Raw genomic sequence first — 16,459 nt, forward strand, 5'->3', positions numbered from 1 at the left:
TCATCAGGTTCTTTCATTTTACCTTCTGTCCTGGTAATTACTTGCGAAGCATAACTTCGATAAAGTCTTTCCAGTTCCCCAGTTCACGTTCAATCATAACAACCTCTCTTATAATTATGGGTATTCTACGGAAACAATATACCGTGGTGAAGCTAATTTATTCGATTGCAGTGATTACTACCTCCGGGGCAAAACCTATGTAAATACTATGGCCCTGAGACAGGGATTTTTATGTGATGCAAAGCAACATTTCAACAGATTCATACGGATTCTAATACTTGCTTAATTCTGTTTGAAATACATACAGATACCTAGGGGAATATTCTTAATAATTACATTCAAAATGCTCACAACTATTTAATAATTGTTAAGTGAAACACCTTAATAATGTTATATTCCCTGGTATTCATTTGTCGGGGAAATGTATTGACCGTTAAATGAGTATTTATTCTTATAAATCGAAAAAGGATTCATTATGGTTACACTTTACGGCATTAAAAATTGTGACACCATTAAAAAGGCTCGCCGTTGGCTGGAAGCCAATAACATCGACTATCGTTTTCATGATTATCGCGTTGATGGGCTGGACAGCGAATTATTGAACGGTTTTATCAACGAATTAGGCTGGGAAGCGTTACTCAACATCCGTGGTACTACCTGGCGTAAACTGGACGAAACCACGCGCAATAAAATCACCGATGCGGCTTCTGCGGCGGCATTAATGACTGAAATGCCTGCAATTATCAAACGCCCATTGCTCTGCGCGCCAGGGAAGCCTATGCTGCTTGGTTTCAGTGAATCCAGTTATCAGCAATTTTTCCATGAGGTGTAGTCTATGTCGTGTCCGGTTATTGAGCTGACACAGCAGCTTATTCGCCGCCCATCCTTAAGTCCTGATGACGCAGGATGTCAGGCAATCATTACCGAACGTTTACAGGCGATCGGTTTTACCATCGAACGCATGGACTTTGCGGATACGCAGAATTTTTGGGCGTGGCGTGGACAGGGAGAAACGTTAGCCTTTGCCGGACATACCGACGTTGTACCGCCTGGCGATGCCGACCGTTGGATCAATCCACCATTTGAACCGACCATTCGCGACGGTATGTTATTCGGGCGCGGCGCGGCAGATATGAAAGGGTCGCTGGCGGCGATGGTGGTAGCAGCAGAACGCTTTGTCGCTCAACATCCCAACCATAAAGGTCGACTGGCGTTTCTGATCACCTCAGACGAAGAAGCCAGCGCCCACAACGGCACGGTCAAAGTGGTCGAAACCTTAATGGCACGCCGTGAACGGCTGGATTACTGCCTGGTTGGTGAACCGTCGAGTATCGAAGTGGTCGGTGATGTAGTGAAAAATGGCCGTCGCGGATCGTTGACCTGTAACCTTACTATTCATGGCGTGCAGGGACATGTGGCCTACCCACACCTTGCAGATAACCCTGTACATCGTGCAGCGCCTTTCCTCAATGAGTTAGTGGCTATCGAGTGGGATCAGGGCAATGAGTTTTTCCCGGCAACCAGTATGCAAATAGCCAATATTCAGGCGGGTACTGGCAGTAATAATGTCATTCCGGGTGAGCTGTTTGTACAGTTTAACTTCCGCTTTAGCACCGAACTTACTGATGAAATGATCAAAGCACAGGTGCTTACCCTGCTTGAAAAACATCAACTGCGTTATACGGTCGATTGGTGGCTTTCCGGGCAGCCATTTTTGACTGCGCGCGGTAAACTGGTAGATGCGGTCGTCAACGCGGTTGAGCACTATAATGAAATTAAACCGCAGCTACTGACCACAGGCGGAACGTCCGATGGGCGCTTTATTGCCCGCATGGGGGCGCAGGTGGTGGAACTTGGGCCGGTCAATGCCACCATTCATAAAATTAATGAATGTGTGAACGCTGCCGACCTGCAGCTACTTGCCCGTATGTATCAACGTATCATGGAACAGCTCGTCGCCTGATGAGTGGTTCTGCAAGAGGAAAAAAGCATGGACTGGCTGGCTAAATATTGGTGGATTCTGGTAATTGTCTTTTTGGTGGGCGTCCTGCTGAATGTTATCAAAGATCTCAAGCGCGTCGACCATAAGAAATTTCTCGCCAACAAGCCGGAGCTTCCCCCGCATCGTGATTTCAACGATAAATGGGACGATGACGACGACTGGCCGAAGAAGGATCAACCGAAGAAGTAAGCTGGAGGGGCCGGATAATGTCTGGCGCTCAACCGTAGGCCGGATAAGACGCGTCAGCGTCGCATCAGGCATCATAGCCGGATGCGACGTGAACGCCTTATCCGGCCTACGCGTCCGGCACCTGTCTTTTACATCATTTCAATCACATCATCATCGCCAGGCTTACCGCCGCTTAACGCCTCGTCGAAGTAATGTTTCGGAATGGTATAACGCAAGTGATCCAGGGCAAATTGCATACTGCGATTATCGATCGCATGACCTAAATCCTCCACGATATCCAGCGTCACATCTCCACCGGCGTTAATTAACGCTTCCTGCGCCGCAACCGCGTGAGCCAGATCGATAACCGGATCTTCACCACCGTGGATCAGGTGAATTGTTGTAGCAGTAAAAGCCGTTTCCGGCAGGCTGGCATAACGTCCGTTAAAGGCGATGACGCGTGAGGCAAGTCCCGGTTCGGCTTTAATACTCTCCAGCGCCATAATGGCCCCTTGTGAGAACCCGATCAGCGCCGTGGCGTTAGCCCCTACTCCGCTCTGTTTCTGCCAGTAGCGTACTGTCTCAATAAACGTCGGCATGATGGCATCCACCCGCGCCTGGCGATTCTCTTCCGTTACGCCCTGTACCGAAAACCATTGACGCCCTGCCGGATTACCGCTCGGCTCAGCACCACCGACACTTACCACCAGCGCATCTGGAAACAACGGTGCAAACCAGCTACCGATTTCCCCCATTGCCACCGGGTTATCCCCGACACCGTGGAAAAGCAGTAACAACTGTTGGGCAGGTTTATCCGGGCTTTGAACAACAAAATGGTCATGTTTCATGGCGAACTCCTTAACTGATGTCATTAATTTTACGCCGCTGACTCACAATGACCATGGGAGAAAATTGAAGGAGTCAGTGAAAAAATTGCCATTGTGTTATGCGATTGCGCAGGCGTTCAGTGCGGACATCATCAAGTGCGAATAGCGCCTGCGCGGCTTCTTCGCGTTGGCAAACCAGCAATGCCTTACGGCCTGAAAGTTTAAGTGTGGTACATAACTGCGCGTCGCTGACGTTTTTCTGCAACCGTCCTCGCAGCGCCGGTAATGCCCGTTCACTGGTTTGCAGCAGGCGTGTTAAACAACCTAACGACGTTAAAAGGGGACGATGGGCGAAAGCAAAACCGGCCAGTTCAAGCCAGTCATTATCAGAAAGCATGATGTCGTTTAACGGATCAACCGAGATGCTTTCACCATTCCATTGCGAGAGAATTTGTGCGTCGCGGCGTAAACGATAATGCTCACATTCTGCCAATTGTTTACCCGCTTCGCTAATGGGTAATAGTGCCATCGCCGTATAACAGCCGCTACTGGCTTCGCGATGATTACCCATCCGTACCAGCACAAAACCGCAGCGTTGCCAGAAACGCCATAATTCCTCGGTGTAGCCAAAACTCACCGAAAGATAGTCGAGGCCATGCATATATTGCACAGCGTCAGCAATAAGTTGCTGCCCTGTACCTTCCCGCTGACGCGCCGGATGGACGGCAATGCGGCTGACACGCCGTCCGCGTAACGTTGCTGCCAGTGGATTGCTACCGTGTGCCGCCAGCGACTGAGCCACCAGGTTGCCACGCGGGCGACGAAAACCCGCCCATACCGCCTGACTGAGCTCTTCAGATAATCCCCCCTCATCCACCAGCCACTGCGCCCCGGCAATCTCGTTTTCGCAAGCAGCTTGTAAAAAATGTTGTCCAGGCGCGTCCATCATCCGGCGTAAATCCAGCGGTGAAGTCCGGTAGTGCGCACCAGACAATAACTGGTAAACCTTTAACGGCGTTTCTGGCTTGCTTCGCCATGAAGTCTGTTCAAATGCAGAAATGGTGATCTTGCCTTGTGGTACGCGCGTGAAGGTTTCATCGTCAAAAACCAGTGCCTCGCTAACCATTTTTTCCAGCGGGCATCCCTGCGCCCAGCGGATCGGCTGTTGCAATTCAAAACGCTGCAAATGCGGGAAGCGGGCGCAAAATTTCAGCAAAAAGCCACGCCCGGTGCCTTCATAGCCCTGCACCGTAGTGGTTAACAAAGTACGCGGAAAGCGTGATACCAGTTGATGTAATAGTGGGGCGGGTATTGCAGCAGCTTCATCGACAACCAGCCAATCAGCTTTTTCATCACTGGACAGCAATGCATCCGGCGCAACAAAACGAAACTTCTCTCCGGCAAATTGTGCCAGCACATTCGTTGCGGCTCTCGCAGGCGCAGTGACTATCGCACTGCCAGCGATACGGGAAATGAGTTGCCCTGCCAGCGCCGACTTACCGCGTCCGCGCGCAGCAGTTACCGCTGCCACGCCCGGTGGCATAGTCAGAAGCTGTTGTAGTATCTGTTGTTGTTCTGGTTGCGGTGCGCCGGTAGCGGATTGCCAGTCAGTACGGGGAGCAAAATGCGCCAACGTGAACGGCTGATTTTGCCGCCAGAGGATAGCGTCGTTATCCGCCGTAAGTACGCGTTTGAGATGCTGGACAAAATGCGGTGTAGCGATGGGACTGGCGCAATCACTCCAGCGCAGCGAATCAGCATCGGGATGGTTTTCCCATTCTTCCCATACAGGGAGTAACAAAACCAGCCAACTGCCCGCTTTCAGCGTTCCACCAAGCGCCGCAAAGGCTGCGGCATCAAAGCCCTGGCGAGCATCGAATACCGAATGCTGGAACTCGCGCCCAAGTAAAGTTTGTAGCGCCGCTGGCGTACAGTGGTTTTCAGAAGTTGGCTGCGGCGATATCCACAGCCAGTCGCCAGGTAATGCGTCACGCAATTTGAGTGCATGTTCACAGCACCAGCACGCATCCCCGCTCAACACCAACAGGCGGCGAATCCCTTCGCGTTTCATTTGCGCTGTGAATGTGTGTAGCGCGGTCAGTTCAGCCATCCCTGCCCCGAAAGTTAAATGCTTTTACCGAAAGTATTGCATTGTGCCGGATCGCCGCTGTCGAAACCACGTTTAAACCAGCTATAGCGTTGTTGGGATGTACCATGAGTAAAGCTGTCCGGCACTACCCGCCCCTGACTTTGCTGCTGTAAGCGGTCATCGCCGATGGCTTGCGCCGCATTCAGCGCCTCTTCCAGATCGCCAGTTTCCAGAACGCCTTGTTGCTGCATACTGTGCCCCCAGACACCGGCAAAACAGTCGGCCTGGAGTTCCATACGCACAGACAAGCGGTTCACTTCCGCCTGCGTCGCGTTTTGTTGCAATTGACGGACTTTCGGTTCAATGCCTAACAGTTTCTGCACATGATGACCGACTTCATGGGCGATAACGTATCCCTGAGCGAAATCACCATCCGCGCCCAGTTTGTCTTTCATGTCATCATAGAAAGAGAGATCGATATAGACCGTACCATCCGCCGGGCAATAGAACGGCCCCATAATGGACTGTCCGGCGCCGCAACCGGTGCGTGTCATTCCGCGATACATCACCAGCTTCGGTTGCTGATAAGTCTTACCCATCTTCTCGAATTGCTGTCCCCAGGTGTCTTCCGTGGTTGCCAGAATTACCGAGGTGAATTTTGCTGCTTCATCTTCATTTGGGCTAATTGAGCGCGTTGATTGCTGTTGGGAAATCGGCTGTCCGGTCATCAACCCAGTTAAATCAACACCATAGTAGCCAGCAACCAGCACCACTACCAGTAAAATCAGCCCACCTTTACCGCTTGGCAGACGGAAACCGGGGCCGCCCATTGACGGGCCACCAGAGCTGTTTCGCCTGTCTTCAACATTGTCACTTTCACGACGCCCTTGCCAGCGCATAGATACCTCAACAATATATTCATTATAGTGATGATCGTAGGTGCTTCAGAGGAAGATTACCACAGAAAAACGGGAGGAAATGATGGAGGAATGAGCGTTCAATTCACGTATTACAAGAGCAGTCATCTTGCCGTGCCAGCAGCACGGCAAGATGATGAATAGAAAAATCAGTCCAACTGTACACCCAGGCGGCGGGCGACGGCTTCATAGGCCTCGATCAGGCCACCGAGGCTCTGGCGGAAACGGTCTTTGTCCATTTTCTCCAGCGTTTCTTTGTCCCACAGGCGGCTGCCGTCCGGGGAGAACTCATCGCCCAGTACCACTTCGCCTTTGTACAGGCCAAACTCCAGCTTAAAGTCGACCAGAATCAGACCGGCATCATCAAACAGTTTTTTCAGCACGTCGTTCGCTTTGTAGGTCAGTTCTTTCATACGTGCCAGGTTCTCTTTGCTTACCCAGCCAAAGGTTTCGCAATAAGATTCGTTAACCATCGGGTCATGCATGGCATCGTTTTTCAGGAACAGATCGAACAGCGGCGGGTTCAGCTCAATACCTTCTTCAATTCCAAGACGTTTCACCAGAGAGCCAGCAGCACGGTTACGTACGACACACTCAACCGGCACCATATCCAGCTTTTTCACCAGACATTCAGTATCGGAGAGCAGACGCTCCATTTGAGTCGGGATACCCGCTTCAGCCAGTTTGCTCATAATGAAGTAGTTGAACTTGTTGTTCACCATACCTTTGCGATCAAACTGCTCAATGCGCGCACCATCACCTGCTGACGTATCATTGCGGAATTCGAGCACCAACAGATCCGGGTTTTCCGTGCTGTATACGGTTTTCGCTTTACCACGATACAACTCAGCTTGCTTTTGCATCTTTATCACTCCTGGGTGTGAATTAACGTTTTAAAATCTTTTGCTGTCTGGTGTGCCGGATATTTTGTCGGATGCGGCGTGAACGCCTTATCTGACCTGTGTCCGACAAACAAATTTCGTGCGAATTAACGCTAAAATCGCGTTTTTCTGCCGACGCACACGTTTGCGTATCATAACAGAAAAAAGGGCCGGATTACTCCAGCCCTGTATTTTTACTTGCTAAACGCTGCCTGGAAGACAGATACCAGTGCGTCGTTTTGGCTTTGAGTCAGCGTATAGCCTTTCGGATCGATGAACTGCAAGCTGCTGCGGTTATCCAAATCACCGACTTGCAGTTTATAGTCACCGGATGCCAGGCCTGGATCGCTCGCGCCCAGTTCCTGCCAGTCGCTGTCAGACAACGGCTTATAGGTCACGGCCATGCTGCCCTGCGAACGGGTGCTGTCGGTCACTTTCATGCCCACTTTTTCCAGCGCCGCTGGCAGACGTTGCCAAACCACGTTGAACGGCCCGCGAACGACCAGCATTGGTAAGCCTGTGTCATCAGCAGCACTTTGTACGTCCATGGTGGTGGAAGCACGGTTTTGTGCCGCATTAGCCGCATCGGTCACGGATTTATCCAGACCGGCGGAAATGACGTTCATCATCTCCGTGCTGTAACGCTGCATGGAAGCCGCGTCTGCAACCGGTTTGCCCGCCTGCTCCAGGTTCAGCAGTTTCACCGTTACCGCCTGCTGATAACCCTGCGGTTTAACAGAGATTTGATAACGACCGCGATACTGCTCGTCTTCGTCCAGACGATTCCATTGCACCCAATCGGTAGTCAGCGTCTGACCAGCATCATCGCGTTGGGTAATGGTGTAGTTTTTCGCCTGCAGCACGCTAACAACCTGCGGCCACAAAGTATTACCACGACCATTTTCTACCAGCAGCGAGGCGGTGTCGCCCGTAAACTGGGTACGTGCGCCGGAAATCAGCGCCAACGGCTGGGCAGGTGGACGAATGTCCAGCGCCTTACCGACAGCACCGCTACCGTTGGTCACCGGTATTGCATAATCACCGGAAGTCACCGGCAAAATCATTCCTGCCGGGGCATGAAGCTCCGCAAGCGGTGCCGCTTCCAGATAGGCTTCATCACCACTCACCTGACGCTTATAGCGTGAGTCAGAACTACAGGCTGCGAGTAACAGAACAAGCGATACACCCGCAACCTTTGCCAGGCGCGACTTTTGAACAGAGTAAGCCATCAAATCTCCCTAAACTTTACAGCAAACCGGCATACTTAAGCGCCGCTCTGACCGTCTCACGACCACTATCGGTGATTGGTGTCATTGGCAGGCGCAGCGTATCGGTCGCCACAAGACCCAGTTCCTTACATGCCCATTTCACCGGGATTGGATTGGGTTCGACAAATAGTTTGTTGTGTAATGGCATCAGACGCTGGTTAATAACGCGTGCCTCGGCAAAATGCCCTTCTGCCGCCAGTTTGCACATCTGAGCCATATCACGCGCTGCGACGTTAGCAGTAACGGAAATAACGCCATGACCACCTAACTGCATGAAGTCCAGCGTGCTCGCATCATCGCCGCTCAGCAGAACAAAATCGTCTGAAACCAGCTCTTTGATCTGGTTAACACGCGTTAAGTTCCCTGTTGCCTCTTTGATTCCGATAATATTTTTTACTTTCGCCAGACGGCCCACCGTTTCTGGTAGCAGATCGCAGCCAGTACGGGACGGCACATTATACAGGATTTGCGGCAGGTCAGTATGTTCAGCGATGGCTTTGAAATGCTGATACAGACCTTCCTGCGACGGGCGGTTGTAATAAGGGGTCACCGTCAGGCAGCCAGCAATGCCACTGTCATTGAAACGCTGTGTCAGGCTAATGGCTTCCGCAGTAGCGTTAGCGCCGGTTCCGGCAATCACCGGAATACGCCCGTCAGCCAGCTCCAGGGTCATCATCACCACATCAACATGTTCGTCATGATTCAGGGTAGCGGACTCACCAGTGGTGCCAACAGAAACAATCGCCGAAGTACCGCTGGCGACATGATAATCAATCAGTTTTTTTAAGCTAGCCCGACAGACATTACCTTTTTCATCCATCGGAGTAACAATCGCGACAATACTTCCCGTGAACATGGGCCATCCTCTGTGCAAACAAGTGTCTCAATGGTACGTTTGGTATGGCATTAAAAGCAAGCAAACAGAACCGTTCTGATTGTTGTATGCATGTTTTTTTTATGCTTTCCTTAAGAGCTACTCTCCCCCTTGAAGGAATAACCGGTTTGACACTGTCATCGCAACATTATCTGGTGATCACTGCGCTGGGTGCCGATCGCCCAGGAATTGTGAACACTATCACCCGTCATGTCAGTAGTTGCGGCTGTAATATTGAAGACAGTCGCCTGGCGATGCTGGGAGAAGAGTTCACCTTTATCATGCTGCTTTCCGGTTCATGGAACGCAATCACCTTGATCGAATCAACGTTACCGTTGAAAGGTGCCGAACTGGATCTTTTAATCGTGATGAAGCGCACGACGGCTCGTCCGCGTCCGCCGATGCCAGCATCTGTCTGGGTTCAGATCGATGTGGCAGATTCACCGCATTTAATTGAACGCTTTACCGCACTTTTTGACGCGCACCATATGAACATTGCGGAGCTAGTGTCTCGCACGCAACCTGCTGAAAATGAACGAGCTGCGCAACTGCATATTCAGATAACCGCCCACAGCCCGGCGTCTGCGGATTCAGCAAATATTGAACAAGCTTTCAAAGCACTATGTACAGAACTCAATGCGCAAGGCAGTATTAGCGTCGTCAATTATTCCCAACATGATGAACAGGATGGAGTTAAGTAATGAATCCACTGAAAGCCGGTGACATCGCACCGAAATTTAGCTTGCCGGATCAAGACGGAGAACAAGTTAATTTGACCGACTTCCAGGGACAGCGTGTTCTGGTTTATTTCTACCCGAAAGCCATGACCCCCGGCTGTACCGTACAAGCCTGTGGCTTACGCGATAACATGGATGAGTTGAAAAAAGCCGGTGTTGATGTACTGGGTATTAGCACCGATAAACCCGAAAAACTCTTCCGTTTTGCGGAAAAAGAGCTGCTCAACTTTACGCTTCTGTCTGATGAAGACCACCAGGTGTGCGAACAATTCGGCGTCTGGGGAGAGAAGTCCTTCATGGGCAAAACCTACGATGGTATTCACCGCATCAGCTTCTTGATCGATGCTGACGGCAAAATCGAACATGTCTTTGACGATTTCAAAACCAGCAATCACCACGACGTAGTGATTAACTGGCTGAAAGAACACGCCTGATTACTTTGCTCCATTCCGTGCTGGCTGCGCTTGCGGCCAGCACTCCTCACCTCCGGCGATATAGCGGAATGGAGGTTAATCTTGCGCAATTTGACCATCGGGCCAGGCATGGATTACCGCTTTAATTAGCGTCGCCAGAGGAATGGCAAAGAACACCCCCCAGAATCCCCACAGACCACCGAAGATCACCACCGATAAAATAATCACCAGCGGATGCAGGTTAACCGCTTCGGAGAACAACACCGGTACTAACAGGTTGCCATCCAGCGCCTGAATAATCAGATAAACCGCGAAGCAGCTCCAGAATTCAGTGCCAGCGCCAAACTGGAATAGCGCCACGCCGACCACCGGAATGGTCACCACAAATGCGCCAATGTACGGAATAAGCACCGAGAAACCGACCAGCACCGCCAGCAGCAGTGAATAGTTCAACCCGAAAAGCAAGAACCCCAGCCAGGTGGCTATCCCCACCACAATCATCTCCAGTACCTTGCCACGGATGTAGTTGGTGATTTGCTGGTTCATCTCCTTCCAGACCTGACCTGCCAGCCCACGGTTACGCGGAAGCACCCGGCGGACGGCATTCAACATTTGCTCTTTATCTTTCAGAAGGAAAAAGACCATCAGCGGCACCAGAACAAGATAGACGGCAATGGTCAGCAGGCCCACCAGCGATGCGAGAGAGATTTTCACCACCGAATCGCCCATGGTGAGCATCCGGCTGCGCATATTGTCGGCCATCGCATCAATAATGCCCGCATCCATTAACGCCGGATAACGGCGCGGCAACGTGGCGGCAAAATCAGATAGCTTATTGAGCATCCCCGGCATATCGCGGATTAAATATATGCCCTGCTGCCAGGCGATAGGCAGTACCACGAACGCCATCAGCAGCAAAATTCCAACGAAAACCACCAATACAATCGACGTCGCCCAACGGCGGGAACAGCCAATAGATTGCAGGCGCACGGTTGGCCATTCCAGCAAATAGGCCAGCACAATAGCAACCAGCAACGGTGCGAGTAGGCCACTAAAGAAAAAGATAATGCCAAATCCGGCAACTAAAATAACCAGCAAGGCAATCGCTTCCGGATCACTAAAACGGCGGCGATACCATTGCATCAACATTTCGAGCATAAAGACCTTCCCTGAACCTCAAGAGCGGGATTGCGATCCGCAATTGTATCGAAATGTCACAAAAAAGACTTCGCTTTTTATGACGGATTCAGGAAACTGAAAAGTCATTTGAGTGGGTTAATCTTCGCCGTTACACTCAAAGACGGCGCGGTGGGAACGATATTTTACAGTATCGGTCAAATGACTATCTCCAGAAATACAGGACAGAGGTTATGTTCAGGCAGTTGAAAAAAAACCTGGTTGCAACCCTCATTGCTGCTATGACCATCGGTCAGGTAGCCCCGGCGTTTGCCGATAGCGCAGACACCTTGCCGGATATGGGAACCTCCGCAGGAAGCACGCTTTCCATTGGACAGGAAATGCAGATGGGCGACTATTATGTCCGCCAGCTACGCGGCAGCGCACCGTTAATTAATGACCCGCTATTAACGCAATATATTAATTCGCTGGGGATGCGCCTGGTTTCACATGCCAACTCAGTTAAGACACCGTTTCATTTCTTTCTGATCAACAATGACGAAATTAACGCCTTTGCTTTCTTTGGCGGCAACGTGGTGCTGCACTCTGCCCTGTTCCGTTATTCCGATAACGAAAGTCAACTGGCTTCAGTTATGGCGCACGAAATCTCCCACGTCACCCAACGTCACCTGGCGCGAGCGATGGAAGATCAGCAGCGCAGCGCGCCACTGACCTGGGTCGGGGCGTTAGGTTCTATTTTACTGGCAATGGCCAGCCCGCAGGCGGGGATGGCGGCGCTGACCGGTACACTGGCTGGAACGCGCCAGGGGATGATCAGCTTCACCCAGCAAAATGAACAGGAAGCGGACCGCATTGGTATTCAAGTGCTGCAACGCTCGGGGTTCGATCCGCAGGCGATGCCGACCTTCCTCGAAAAACTGCTCGATCAGGCACGTTACTCTTCGCGTCCGCCGGAAATTTTGCTGACTCACCCGCTGCCGGAAAGCCGTCTGGCTGATGCCCGTAACCGTGCCAATCAGATGCGCCCAATGGTGGTGCAGTCGTCAGAAGATTTCTATCTGGCGAAAGCGCGCACACTGGGGATGTACAATTCCGGACGTAATCAGCTCACCAGTGATTTGCTGGATGAATGGGCAAAAGGTAACGTTCGTCAGCAACGAGCGGCGCAATATGGTCGTGCTCTACAGGCGATGGAAGCCAATAAATACGACGAGGCACGGAAAACGCTGCAACCGTTACTGGCGGCAGAACCCGGCAACGCGTGGTATCTCGATCTAGCTACCGATATCGATCTTGGGCAAAACAAAGCCAATGACGCGATCAATCGCCTGAAAAATGCCCGTGATTTGCGCACCAATCCTGTGTTGCAGCTCAACCTGGCGAACGCTTATCTGCAAGGGGGGCAACCACAGGAAGCCGCCAATATTCTGAACCGCTACACCTTTAACAATAAAGATGACAGCAATGGCTGGGATTTACTGGCACAGGCGGAGGCCGCGCTAAATAATCGCGATCAGGAACTGGCAGCGCGAGCAGAAGGTTATGCGCTCGCCGGGCGACTCGATCAGGCAATTTCCTTGTTGAGTAGCGCCAGTTCGCAGGTGAAATTAGGCAGCCTGCAACAAGCGCGTTACGATGCGCGCATCGACCAGTTGCGCCAGTTGCAGGAACGCTTTAAGCCTTATACCAAGATGTAATTTGCATTAAAGGAAGAACAATGACCAAACAGGTAAAAATCTACCATAACCCACGCTGTTCAAAGAGCCGGGAAACGCTGACCCTGCTGAAAGAAAACGGCGTGGAGCCAGAAGTGGTGCTCTACCTTGAGACTCCCGCCGATGCGGCAACGCTGCGCGATTTGCTGAAAATGCTGGGGATGAATAGCGCCCGTGAATTGATGCGCCAGAAAGAAGATCTTTATAAAGAGCTGAACCTGGCTGACAGTTCGCTTAGCGAAGAGGCGCTGATTCAGGCGATGGTGGATAATCCGAAGCTGATGGAGCGCCCGATTGTGGTCGCCAATGGCAAAGCGCGGATTGGACGTCCACCGGAGCAAGTGCTGGAAATCGTGGATTAAGATGTGCCCCATCGCTAGTTAAGGCACATTGCCGGATGCGACGCTTGCCGCGTCTTGTCCGGCCCAGGAATACTATGGATTAACTTCGCGTAGGTCGGATAAGGCGCTCGCGCCGCATCCGACAATAAACACCTTATCTACAACTTCAGAATTTCTTTCACAAACGGAATGGTCAGCTTACGTTGCGCGGTAATCGACGCGCGATCAAGCTGATCCAGCGTCATAAATAGCGTGCGCATCTCTCTGTCGAGCCGCTTCAGCAAGAAGCGTCCCACATCTTCCGGCAGTTCAAAACCACGCAAACGCGCGCGTAACTGTAGCGCCTGCAACTTATCTTCATCAGAAAGTGGCTGCAATTTGTAGATCTGCCCCCAGTCAAGACGCGACGCGAGATCCGGTAATCCCAGATTCAACTGACGCGGTGGGCGATCGCCGGTGATCAACAACCGTGTTTTGCCCGACTCCAGAATCCGATTGTAGAGATCGAAAATCGCCATCTCCCACAACTCATCGCCGGCAATACACTCGATATTGTCGATGCAAACCAGCGACAAATGCTCCATACCGTCGAGCACTTCAGGTACAAACCAGGTGCGTTTATCCAGCGGGACATAGCCCACCGCATCACCACGCTGCGACAATTCCGCGCAAGCCGCGTGCAGCAGATGGCTGCGCCCCGCGCCTTCGCGTGCCCAGAGATAGATGTAACCGCTATGTTCCTGACGCAGCACGTTTTGCAGCGCGGCCAGTAGAGAGGAATTATCCCCCGGCCAGAAACTTGCAAAGGTTTCGTCGTCAGGAAGATAAAGTGGCAAAGAGAGCTGTGCCGGTGTGTTCAGAGATACCTCAACCAGGATTTCACAAAATCGCGAGAAGTTTACCACAGAATCCCATGATGTTTGAACCGGGCAGCAGCACTGCCCGGTCGGTACATTATTTGTCTGTTATATCTGCGTCTTCTGCGTCCAGCACCACTTCTTCAGGGCGCAGCACGCTAATCAGTTTGAAGATCAGGCTTAAGCCGATACCGACGATAGTCGCCAGCGCCATGCCTTTCAGCTCCGCCGCGCCGATGTTTACCTTGGCACCACTGACGCCGATGATCAAAATCACGGAAGTCAGGATCAGGTTCTGTGCTTTGTTGTAATCCACTTTCGATTCGATCAACACACGAATACCGGAAGCACCGATGACACCGTAAAGCAGCAGCGAAACGCCGCCCATCACCGGCAATGGAATCATCTGGATAGCAGCAGCCAGTTTACCGACGCAGGAAAGCAGGATAGCGAAAATCGCCGCGCCGCCGATAACCCAGGTACTGTAAACACGGGTGATCGCCATCACGCCAATGTTTTCCCCGTAGGTGGTGTTTGGCGTGGAGCCAAAGAAACCGGAGATCACAGTCGACAGGCCGTTAGCGAACATCGAACGGTGCAGACCCGGATCGCGCAGCAAATCCTTTTTGACAATGTTAGCCGTTACTACCAGGTGACCTACGTGTTCGGCAATAACCACTAATGCCGCTGGCAGAATAGTCAGAATAGCGAACCACTCGAAGCGCGGCGTATAGAGGGTTGGCAGCGCAAACCAGTGAGCATTAATAATCGGCGTGGTATCGACAATTCCCATGGCGAAGGAGAGCGCGTAACCCACCAGCACGCCAATTAAAATCGGGATAATTGCCAGGAAACCACGGAACAGCACGGAACCTAAAACCGTGACCGCCAGGGTGGTAATAGAGATGATGATGGTTTTGGAGTCTGGCGTTTGCCCTTCAGCCGGGAGTAAACCCGCCATACCAGCAGCTACGCCCGCCAGCTCCAGACCGATGACGGCAACGATTGCGCCCATTGCCGCAGGTGGAAACAGCACGTCCAGCCAGCCGGTTCCCGCTTTCTTCACGATGAAAGAGACCAGGCAGAACAGCACGCCGCACATAATAAAGCCGCCCAGCGCGACTTCATATCCCAATGGCAACAGTAACAATACCGGTGAAATAAAGGCAAAGCTGGAACCAAGATAAGCCGGGATTTTCCCTTTACAGATGAAGAGATACAGCAGCGTCCCGATACCGTTAAATAACAGTACAGTCGCCGGGTTAATATGAAATAAGACGGGCACCAGGACGGTTGCACCAAACATGGCGAACAAATGTTGCAAACTAAGCGGGATTGTCTGTAAAAGTGGCGGTCTTTCACTCACCCCGATAGCACGGCGCGTCATAGTATATTCCTCTGTATTATGTGTTATAGGCGCTTTACTCAAAAAAAAGCCGACTCTTAAAGTCGGCTTTAATTATTTTTATTCTTTATTTTGTACCAAAGATTTTGTCACCGGCATCGCCAAGACCCGGAATAATGTATCCGTGCTCGTTCAATCCCTGGTCAATCGATGCAGTATACAGCTCGACGTCCGGGTGCGCTTTTTCCAGCGCAGCGATACCTTCTGGTGCAGCGACCAGCACCAGAACTTTGATGCTGCTGCAGCCCGCTTTTTTCAACAGGTCGATAGTCGCGATAACGGAACCACCGGTTGCCAGCATTGGGTCAACGATCAGCGCCATACGCTCATCGATGTTAGAAACCAGTTTCTGGAAGTACGGTACTGGTTCCAGCGTTTCTTCATTACGGTACATACCGACTACGCTGATGCGCGCGCTCGGAACGTTTTCCAGCACGCCATCCATCATCCCCAGACCAGCGCGCAGAATCGGCACCACGGTAATTTTCTTACCTTTAATCTGGTCGATTTCCACCGGGCCGTTCCAGCCTTCGATGGTTACTTTTTCAGTTTCGAGGTCAGCGGTCGCTTCGTAAGTCAGCAGGCTACCCACTTCGGAAGCGAGTTCGCGAAAGCGCTTGGTGCTGATATCTTGCTCACGCATCAGTCCCAGCTTGTGTTTGACGAGTGGGTGTTTGACTTCCACGATCTTCATACTCTTTCTCCTTTGAGGGCAGCCACAAAAAAAATCGACGGATTATACCGCCTTTCTTCAAGGCGGCAATATTATTTTCGTTGACTTCAGTCAAGATCATAAAGATTTTAGATAAAGTTATTTTATAATCAAAT

The 16,459-nt window shown here is 51.5% G+C and carries 18 protein-coding genes; 7 read left to right on the forward strand and 11 right to left on the reverse strand.

Features of this window, described 5'->3' with window-relative positions; genetic code table 11:
* Nucleotides 1–37 precede the first annotated feature (37 nt).
* Complete coding sequence (gene ypfM / locus FC814_RS03115; protein WP_001386977.1) at nt 38–97, reverse strand: protein YpfM; 60 nt, start codon at nt 95–97, stop codon at nt 38–40.
* 378 nt (nt 98–475) lie between these two features.
* Between ypfM and FC814_RS03120 the strand changes: the two genes are divergently transcribed.
* The 3 genes from FC814_RS03120 to FC814_RS03130 are packed head-to-tail and all read left to right on the forward strand — an operon-like array spanning nt 476 to nt 2,191.
* Nucleotides 476–832 (forward strand): ArsC family reductase, encoded by a 357-nt coding sequence (locus FC814_RS03120; protein WP_137325501.1) that lies wholly within the window; start codon nt 476–478, stop codon nt 830–832.
* 3 nt (nt 833–835) lie between these two features.
* Nucleotides 836–1,963: a succinyl-diaminopimelate desuccinylase gene (dapE, locus tag FC814_RS03125; protein WP_001277782.1), complete on the forward strand. Its 1,128-nt coding sequence runs from the start codon at nt 836–838 to the stop codon at nt 1,961–1,963.
* Between the two features lie 27 nt (nt 1,964–1,990).
* Nucleotides 1,991–2,191 carry a YpfN family protein gene (locus FC814_RS03130; RefSeq protein ID WP_000383836.1) on the forward strand — a complete coding sequence of 67 codons (201 nt, stop codon included), beginning with the start codon at nt 1,991–1,993 and terminating at the stop codon, nt 2,189–2,191.
* Between the two features lie 128 nt (nt 2,192–2,319).
* Here FC814_RS03130 and ypfH read toward each other — a convergent pair whose 3' ends face one another.
* The 6 genes from ypfH to dapA all read right to left on the reverse strand — a co-directional run bounded on the left by ypfH (nt 2,320) and on the right by dapA (nt 9,008).
* On the reverse strand, nt 2,320–3,018 hold the full coding sequence (gene ypfH / locus FC814_RS03135; RefSeq protein ID WP_137325502.1) for an esterase: 699 nt from the start codon (nt 3,016–3,018) through the stop codon (nt 2,320–2,322).
* Between the two features lie 73 nt (nt 3,019–3,091).
* Nucleotides 3,092–5,107: a tRNA cytosine(34) acetyltransferase TmcA gene (gene tmcA, locus FC814_RS03140; RefSeq protein WP_137325503.1), complete on the reverse strand. Its 2,016-nt coding sequence runs from the start codon at nt 5,105–5,107 to the stop codon at nt 3,092–3,094.
* A 14-nt stretch (nt 5,108–5,121) separates the two neighbouring features.
* A complete protein-coding gene (locus tag FC814_RS03145; protein ID WP_001267512.1) occupies nt 5,122–5,985 on the reverse strand; it encodes a neutral zinc metallopeptidase in 864 nt (287 codons plus the stop codon).
* 167 nt (nt 5,986–6,152) lie between these two features.
* On the reverse strand, nt 6,153–6,866 hold the full coding sequence (gene purC, locus FC814_RS03150; RefSeq protein WP_001295467.1) for a phosphoribosylaminoimidazolesuccinocarboxamide synthase: 714 nt from the start codon (nt 6,864–6,866) through the stop codon (nt 6,153–6,155).
* 212 nt (nt 6,867–7,078) lie between these two features.
* The gene (gene bamC, locus FC814_RS03155) at nt 7,079–8,113 is read right to left on the reverse strand and encodes an outer membrane protein assembly factor BamC (RefSeq protein WP_137325504.1); all 1,035 of its coding nucleotides are present in this window, start codon (nt 8,111–8,113) and stop codon (nt 7,079–7,081) included.
* A gap of 16 nt (nt 8,114–8,129) precedes the next feature.
* The gene (gene dapA / locus FC814_RS03160; RefSeq protein WP_010344577.1) at nt 8,130–9,008 is read right to left on the reverse strand and encodes a 4-hydroxy-tetrahydrodipicolinate synthase; all 879 of its coding nucleotides are present in this window, start codon (nt 9,006–9,008) and stop codon (nt 8,130–8,132) included.
* Nucleotides 9,009–9,154: 146 nt separating this feature from the next.
* On the opposite strand from dapA, the gene FC814_RS03165 reads away from it, so the two are divergent.
* Together FC814_RS03165 and bcp are read left to right on the forward strand one after the other, a co-directional pair.
* Nucleotides 9,155–9,727 carry a glycine cleavage system transcriptional repressor gene (locus FC814_RS03165; RefSeq protein WP_000176182.1) on the forward strand — a complete coding sequence of 191 codons (573 nt, stop codon included), beginning with the start codon at nt 9,155–9,157 and terminating at the stop codon, nt 9,725–9,727.
* Nucleotides 9,727–10,197 carry a thioredoxin-dependent thiol peroxidase gene (bcp, locus tag FC814_RS03170; RefSeq protein ID WP_001068678.1) on the forward strand — a complete coding sequence of 157 codons (471 nt, stop codon included), beginning with the start codon at nt 9,727–9,729 and terminating at the stop codon, nt 10,195–10,197. The genes FC814_RS03165 and bcp overlap by 1 nt, the downstream gene beginning before the upstream one ends.
* Nucleotides 10,198–10,272: 75 nt before the next feature.
* On the opposite strand, the gene FC814_RS03175 is transcribed toward bcp, so the two are convergent.
* Nucleotides 10,273–11,334, reverse strand: coding sequence for an AI-2E family transporter (locus FC814_RS03175; protein WP_000892038.1), 1,062 nt, complete (start codon nt 11,332–11,334; stop codon nt 10,273–10,275).
* A 212-nt stretch (nt 11,335–11,546) separates the two neighbouring features.
* Here FC814_RS03175 and bepA point away from each other — a divergent pair, with 212 nt between their 5' ends.
* Both bepA and arsC read left to right on the forward strand, forming a co-directional pair.
* The gene (gene bepA, locus FC814_RS03180) at nt 11,547–13,010 is read left to right on the forward strand and encodes a beta-barrel assembly-enhancing protease (protein WP_000489665.1); all 1,464 of its coding nucleotides are present in this window, start codon (nt 11,547–11,549) and stop codon (nt 13,008–13,010) included.
* 20 nt (nt 13,011–13,030) lie between these two features.
* The gene (gene arsC, locus FC814_RS03185; RefSeq protein WP_000166470.1) at nt 13,031–13,390 is read left to right on the forward strand and encodes an arsenate reductase (glutaredoxin); all 360 of its coding nucleotides are present in this window, start codon (nt 13,031–13,033) and stop codon (nt 13,388–13,390) included.
* A gap of 137 nt (nt 13,391–13,527) precedes the next feature.
* Here arsC and FC814_RS03190 read toward each other — a convergent pair whose 3' ends face one another.
* From FC814_RS03190 to upp, 3 genes are all read right to left on the reverse strand, one after another.
* Complete coding sequence (locus FC814_RS03190; RefSeq protein ID WP_001307333.1) at nt 13,528–14,229, reverse strand: DnaA inactivator Hda; 702 nt, start codon at nt 14,227–14,229, stop codon at nt 13,528–13,530.
* Between the two features lie 94 nt (nt 14,230–14,323).
* Nucleotides 14,324–15,613 (reverse strand): uracil permease, encoded by a 1,290-nt coding sequence (gene uraA / locus FC814_RS03195; protein ID WP_000198328.1) that lies wholly within the window; start codon nt 15,611–15,613, stop codon nt 14,324–14,326.
* 85 nt (nt 15,614–15,698) lie between these two features.
* Complete coding sequence (gene upp / locus FC814_RS03200; protein ID WP_001295473.1) at nt 15,699–16,325, reverse strand: uracil phosphoribosyltransferase; 627 nt, start codon at nt 16,323–16,325, stop codon at nt 15,699–15,701.
* Nucleotides 16,326–16,459: the final 134 nt, after the last annotated feature.

The organism is Escherichia sp. MR (assembly GCF_005280595.1).
GTDB lineage: Bacteria > Pseudomonadota > Gammaproteobacteria > Enterobacterales > Enterobacteriaceae > Escherichia > Escherichia ruysiae.

Coding starts and splice junctions, on each gene's coding strand:
- FC814_RS03120 (WP_137325501.1), top strand. CDS start 476: ATGGTTACACTTTACGGCATTAAAAATTGTGACACCATTAAAAAGGCT.
- dapE (WP_001277782.1), top strand. CDS start 836: ATGTCGTGTCCGGTTATTGAGCTGACACAGCAGCTTATTCGCCGCCCA.
- FC814_RS03130 (WP_000383836.1), top strand. CDS start 1,991: ATGGACTGGCTGGCTAAATATTGGTGGATTCTGGTAATTGTCTTTTTG.
- ypfH (WP_137325502.1), bottom strand. CDS start 3,018: ATGAAACATGACCATTTTGTTGTTCAAAGCCCGGATAAACCTGCCCAA.
- tmcA (WP_137325503.1), bottom strand. CDS start 5,107: ATGGCTGAACTGACCGCGCTACACACATTCACAGCGCAAATGAAACGC.
- FC814_RS03145 (WP_001267512.1), bottom strand. CDS start 5,985: ATGCGCTGGCAAGGGCGTCGTGAAAGTGACAATGTTGAAGACAGGCGA.
- purC (WP_001295467.1), bottom strand. CDS start 6,866: ATGCAAAAGCAAGCTGAGTTGTATCGTGGTAAAGCGAAAACCGTATAC.
- bamC (WP_137325504.1), bottom strand. CDS start 8,113: ATGGCTTACTCTGTTCAAAAGTCGCGCCTGGCAAAGGTTGCGGGTGTA.
- dapA (WP_010344577.1), bottom strand. CDS start 9,008: ATGTTCACGGGAAGTATTGTCGCGATTGTTACTCCGATGGATGAAAAA.
- bcp (WP_001068678.1), top strand. CDS start 9,727: ATGAATCCACTGAAAGCCGGTGACATCGCACCGAAATTTAGCTTGCCG.
- FC814_RS03175 (WP_000892038.1), bottom strand. CDS start 11,334: ATGCTCGAAATGTTGATGCAATGGTATCGCCGCCGTTTTAGTGATCCG.
- bepA (WP_000489665.1), top strand. CDS start 11,547: ATGTTCAGGCAGTTGAAAAAAAACCTGGTTGCAACCCTCATTGCTGCT.
- arsC (WP_000166470.1), top strand. CDS start 13,031: ATGACCAAACAGGTAAAAATCTACCATAACCCACGCTGTTCAAAGAGC.
- uraA (WP_000198328.1), bottom strand. CDS start 15,613: ATGACGCGCCGTGCTATCGGGGTGAGTGAAAGACCGCCACTTTTACAG.
- upp (WP_001295473.1), bottom strand. CDS start 16,325: ATGAAGATCGTGGAAGTCAAACACCCACTCGTCAAACACAAGCTGGGA.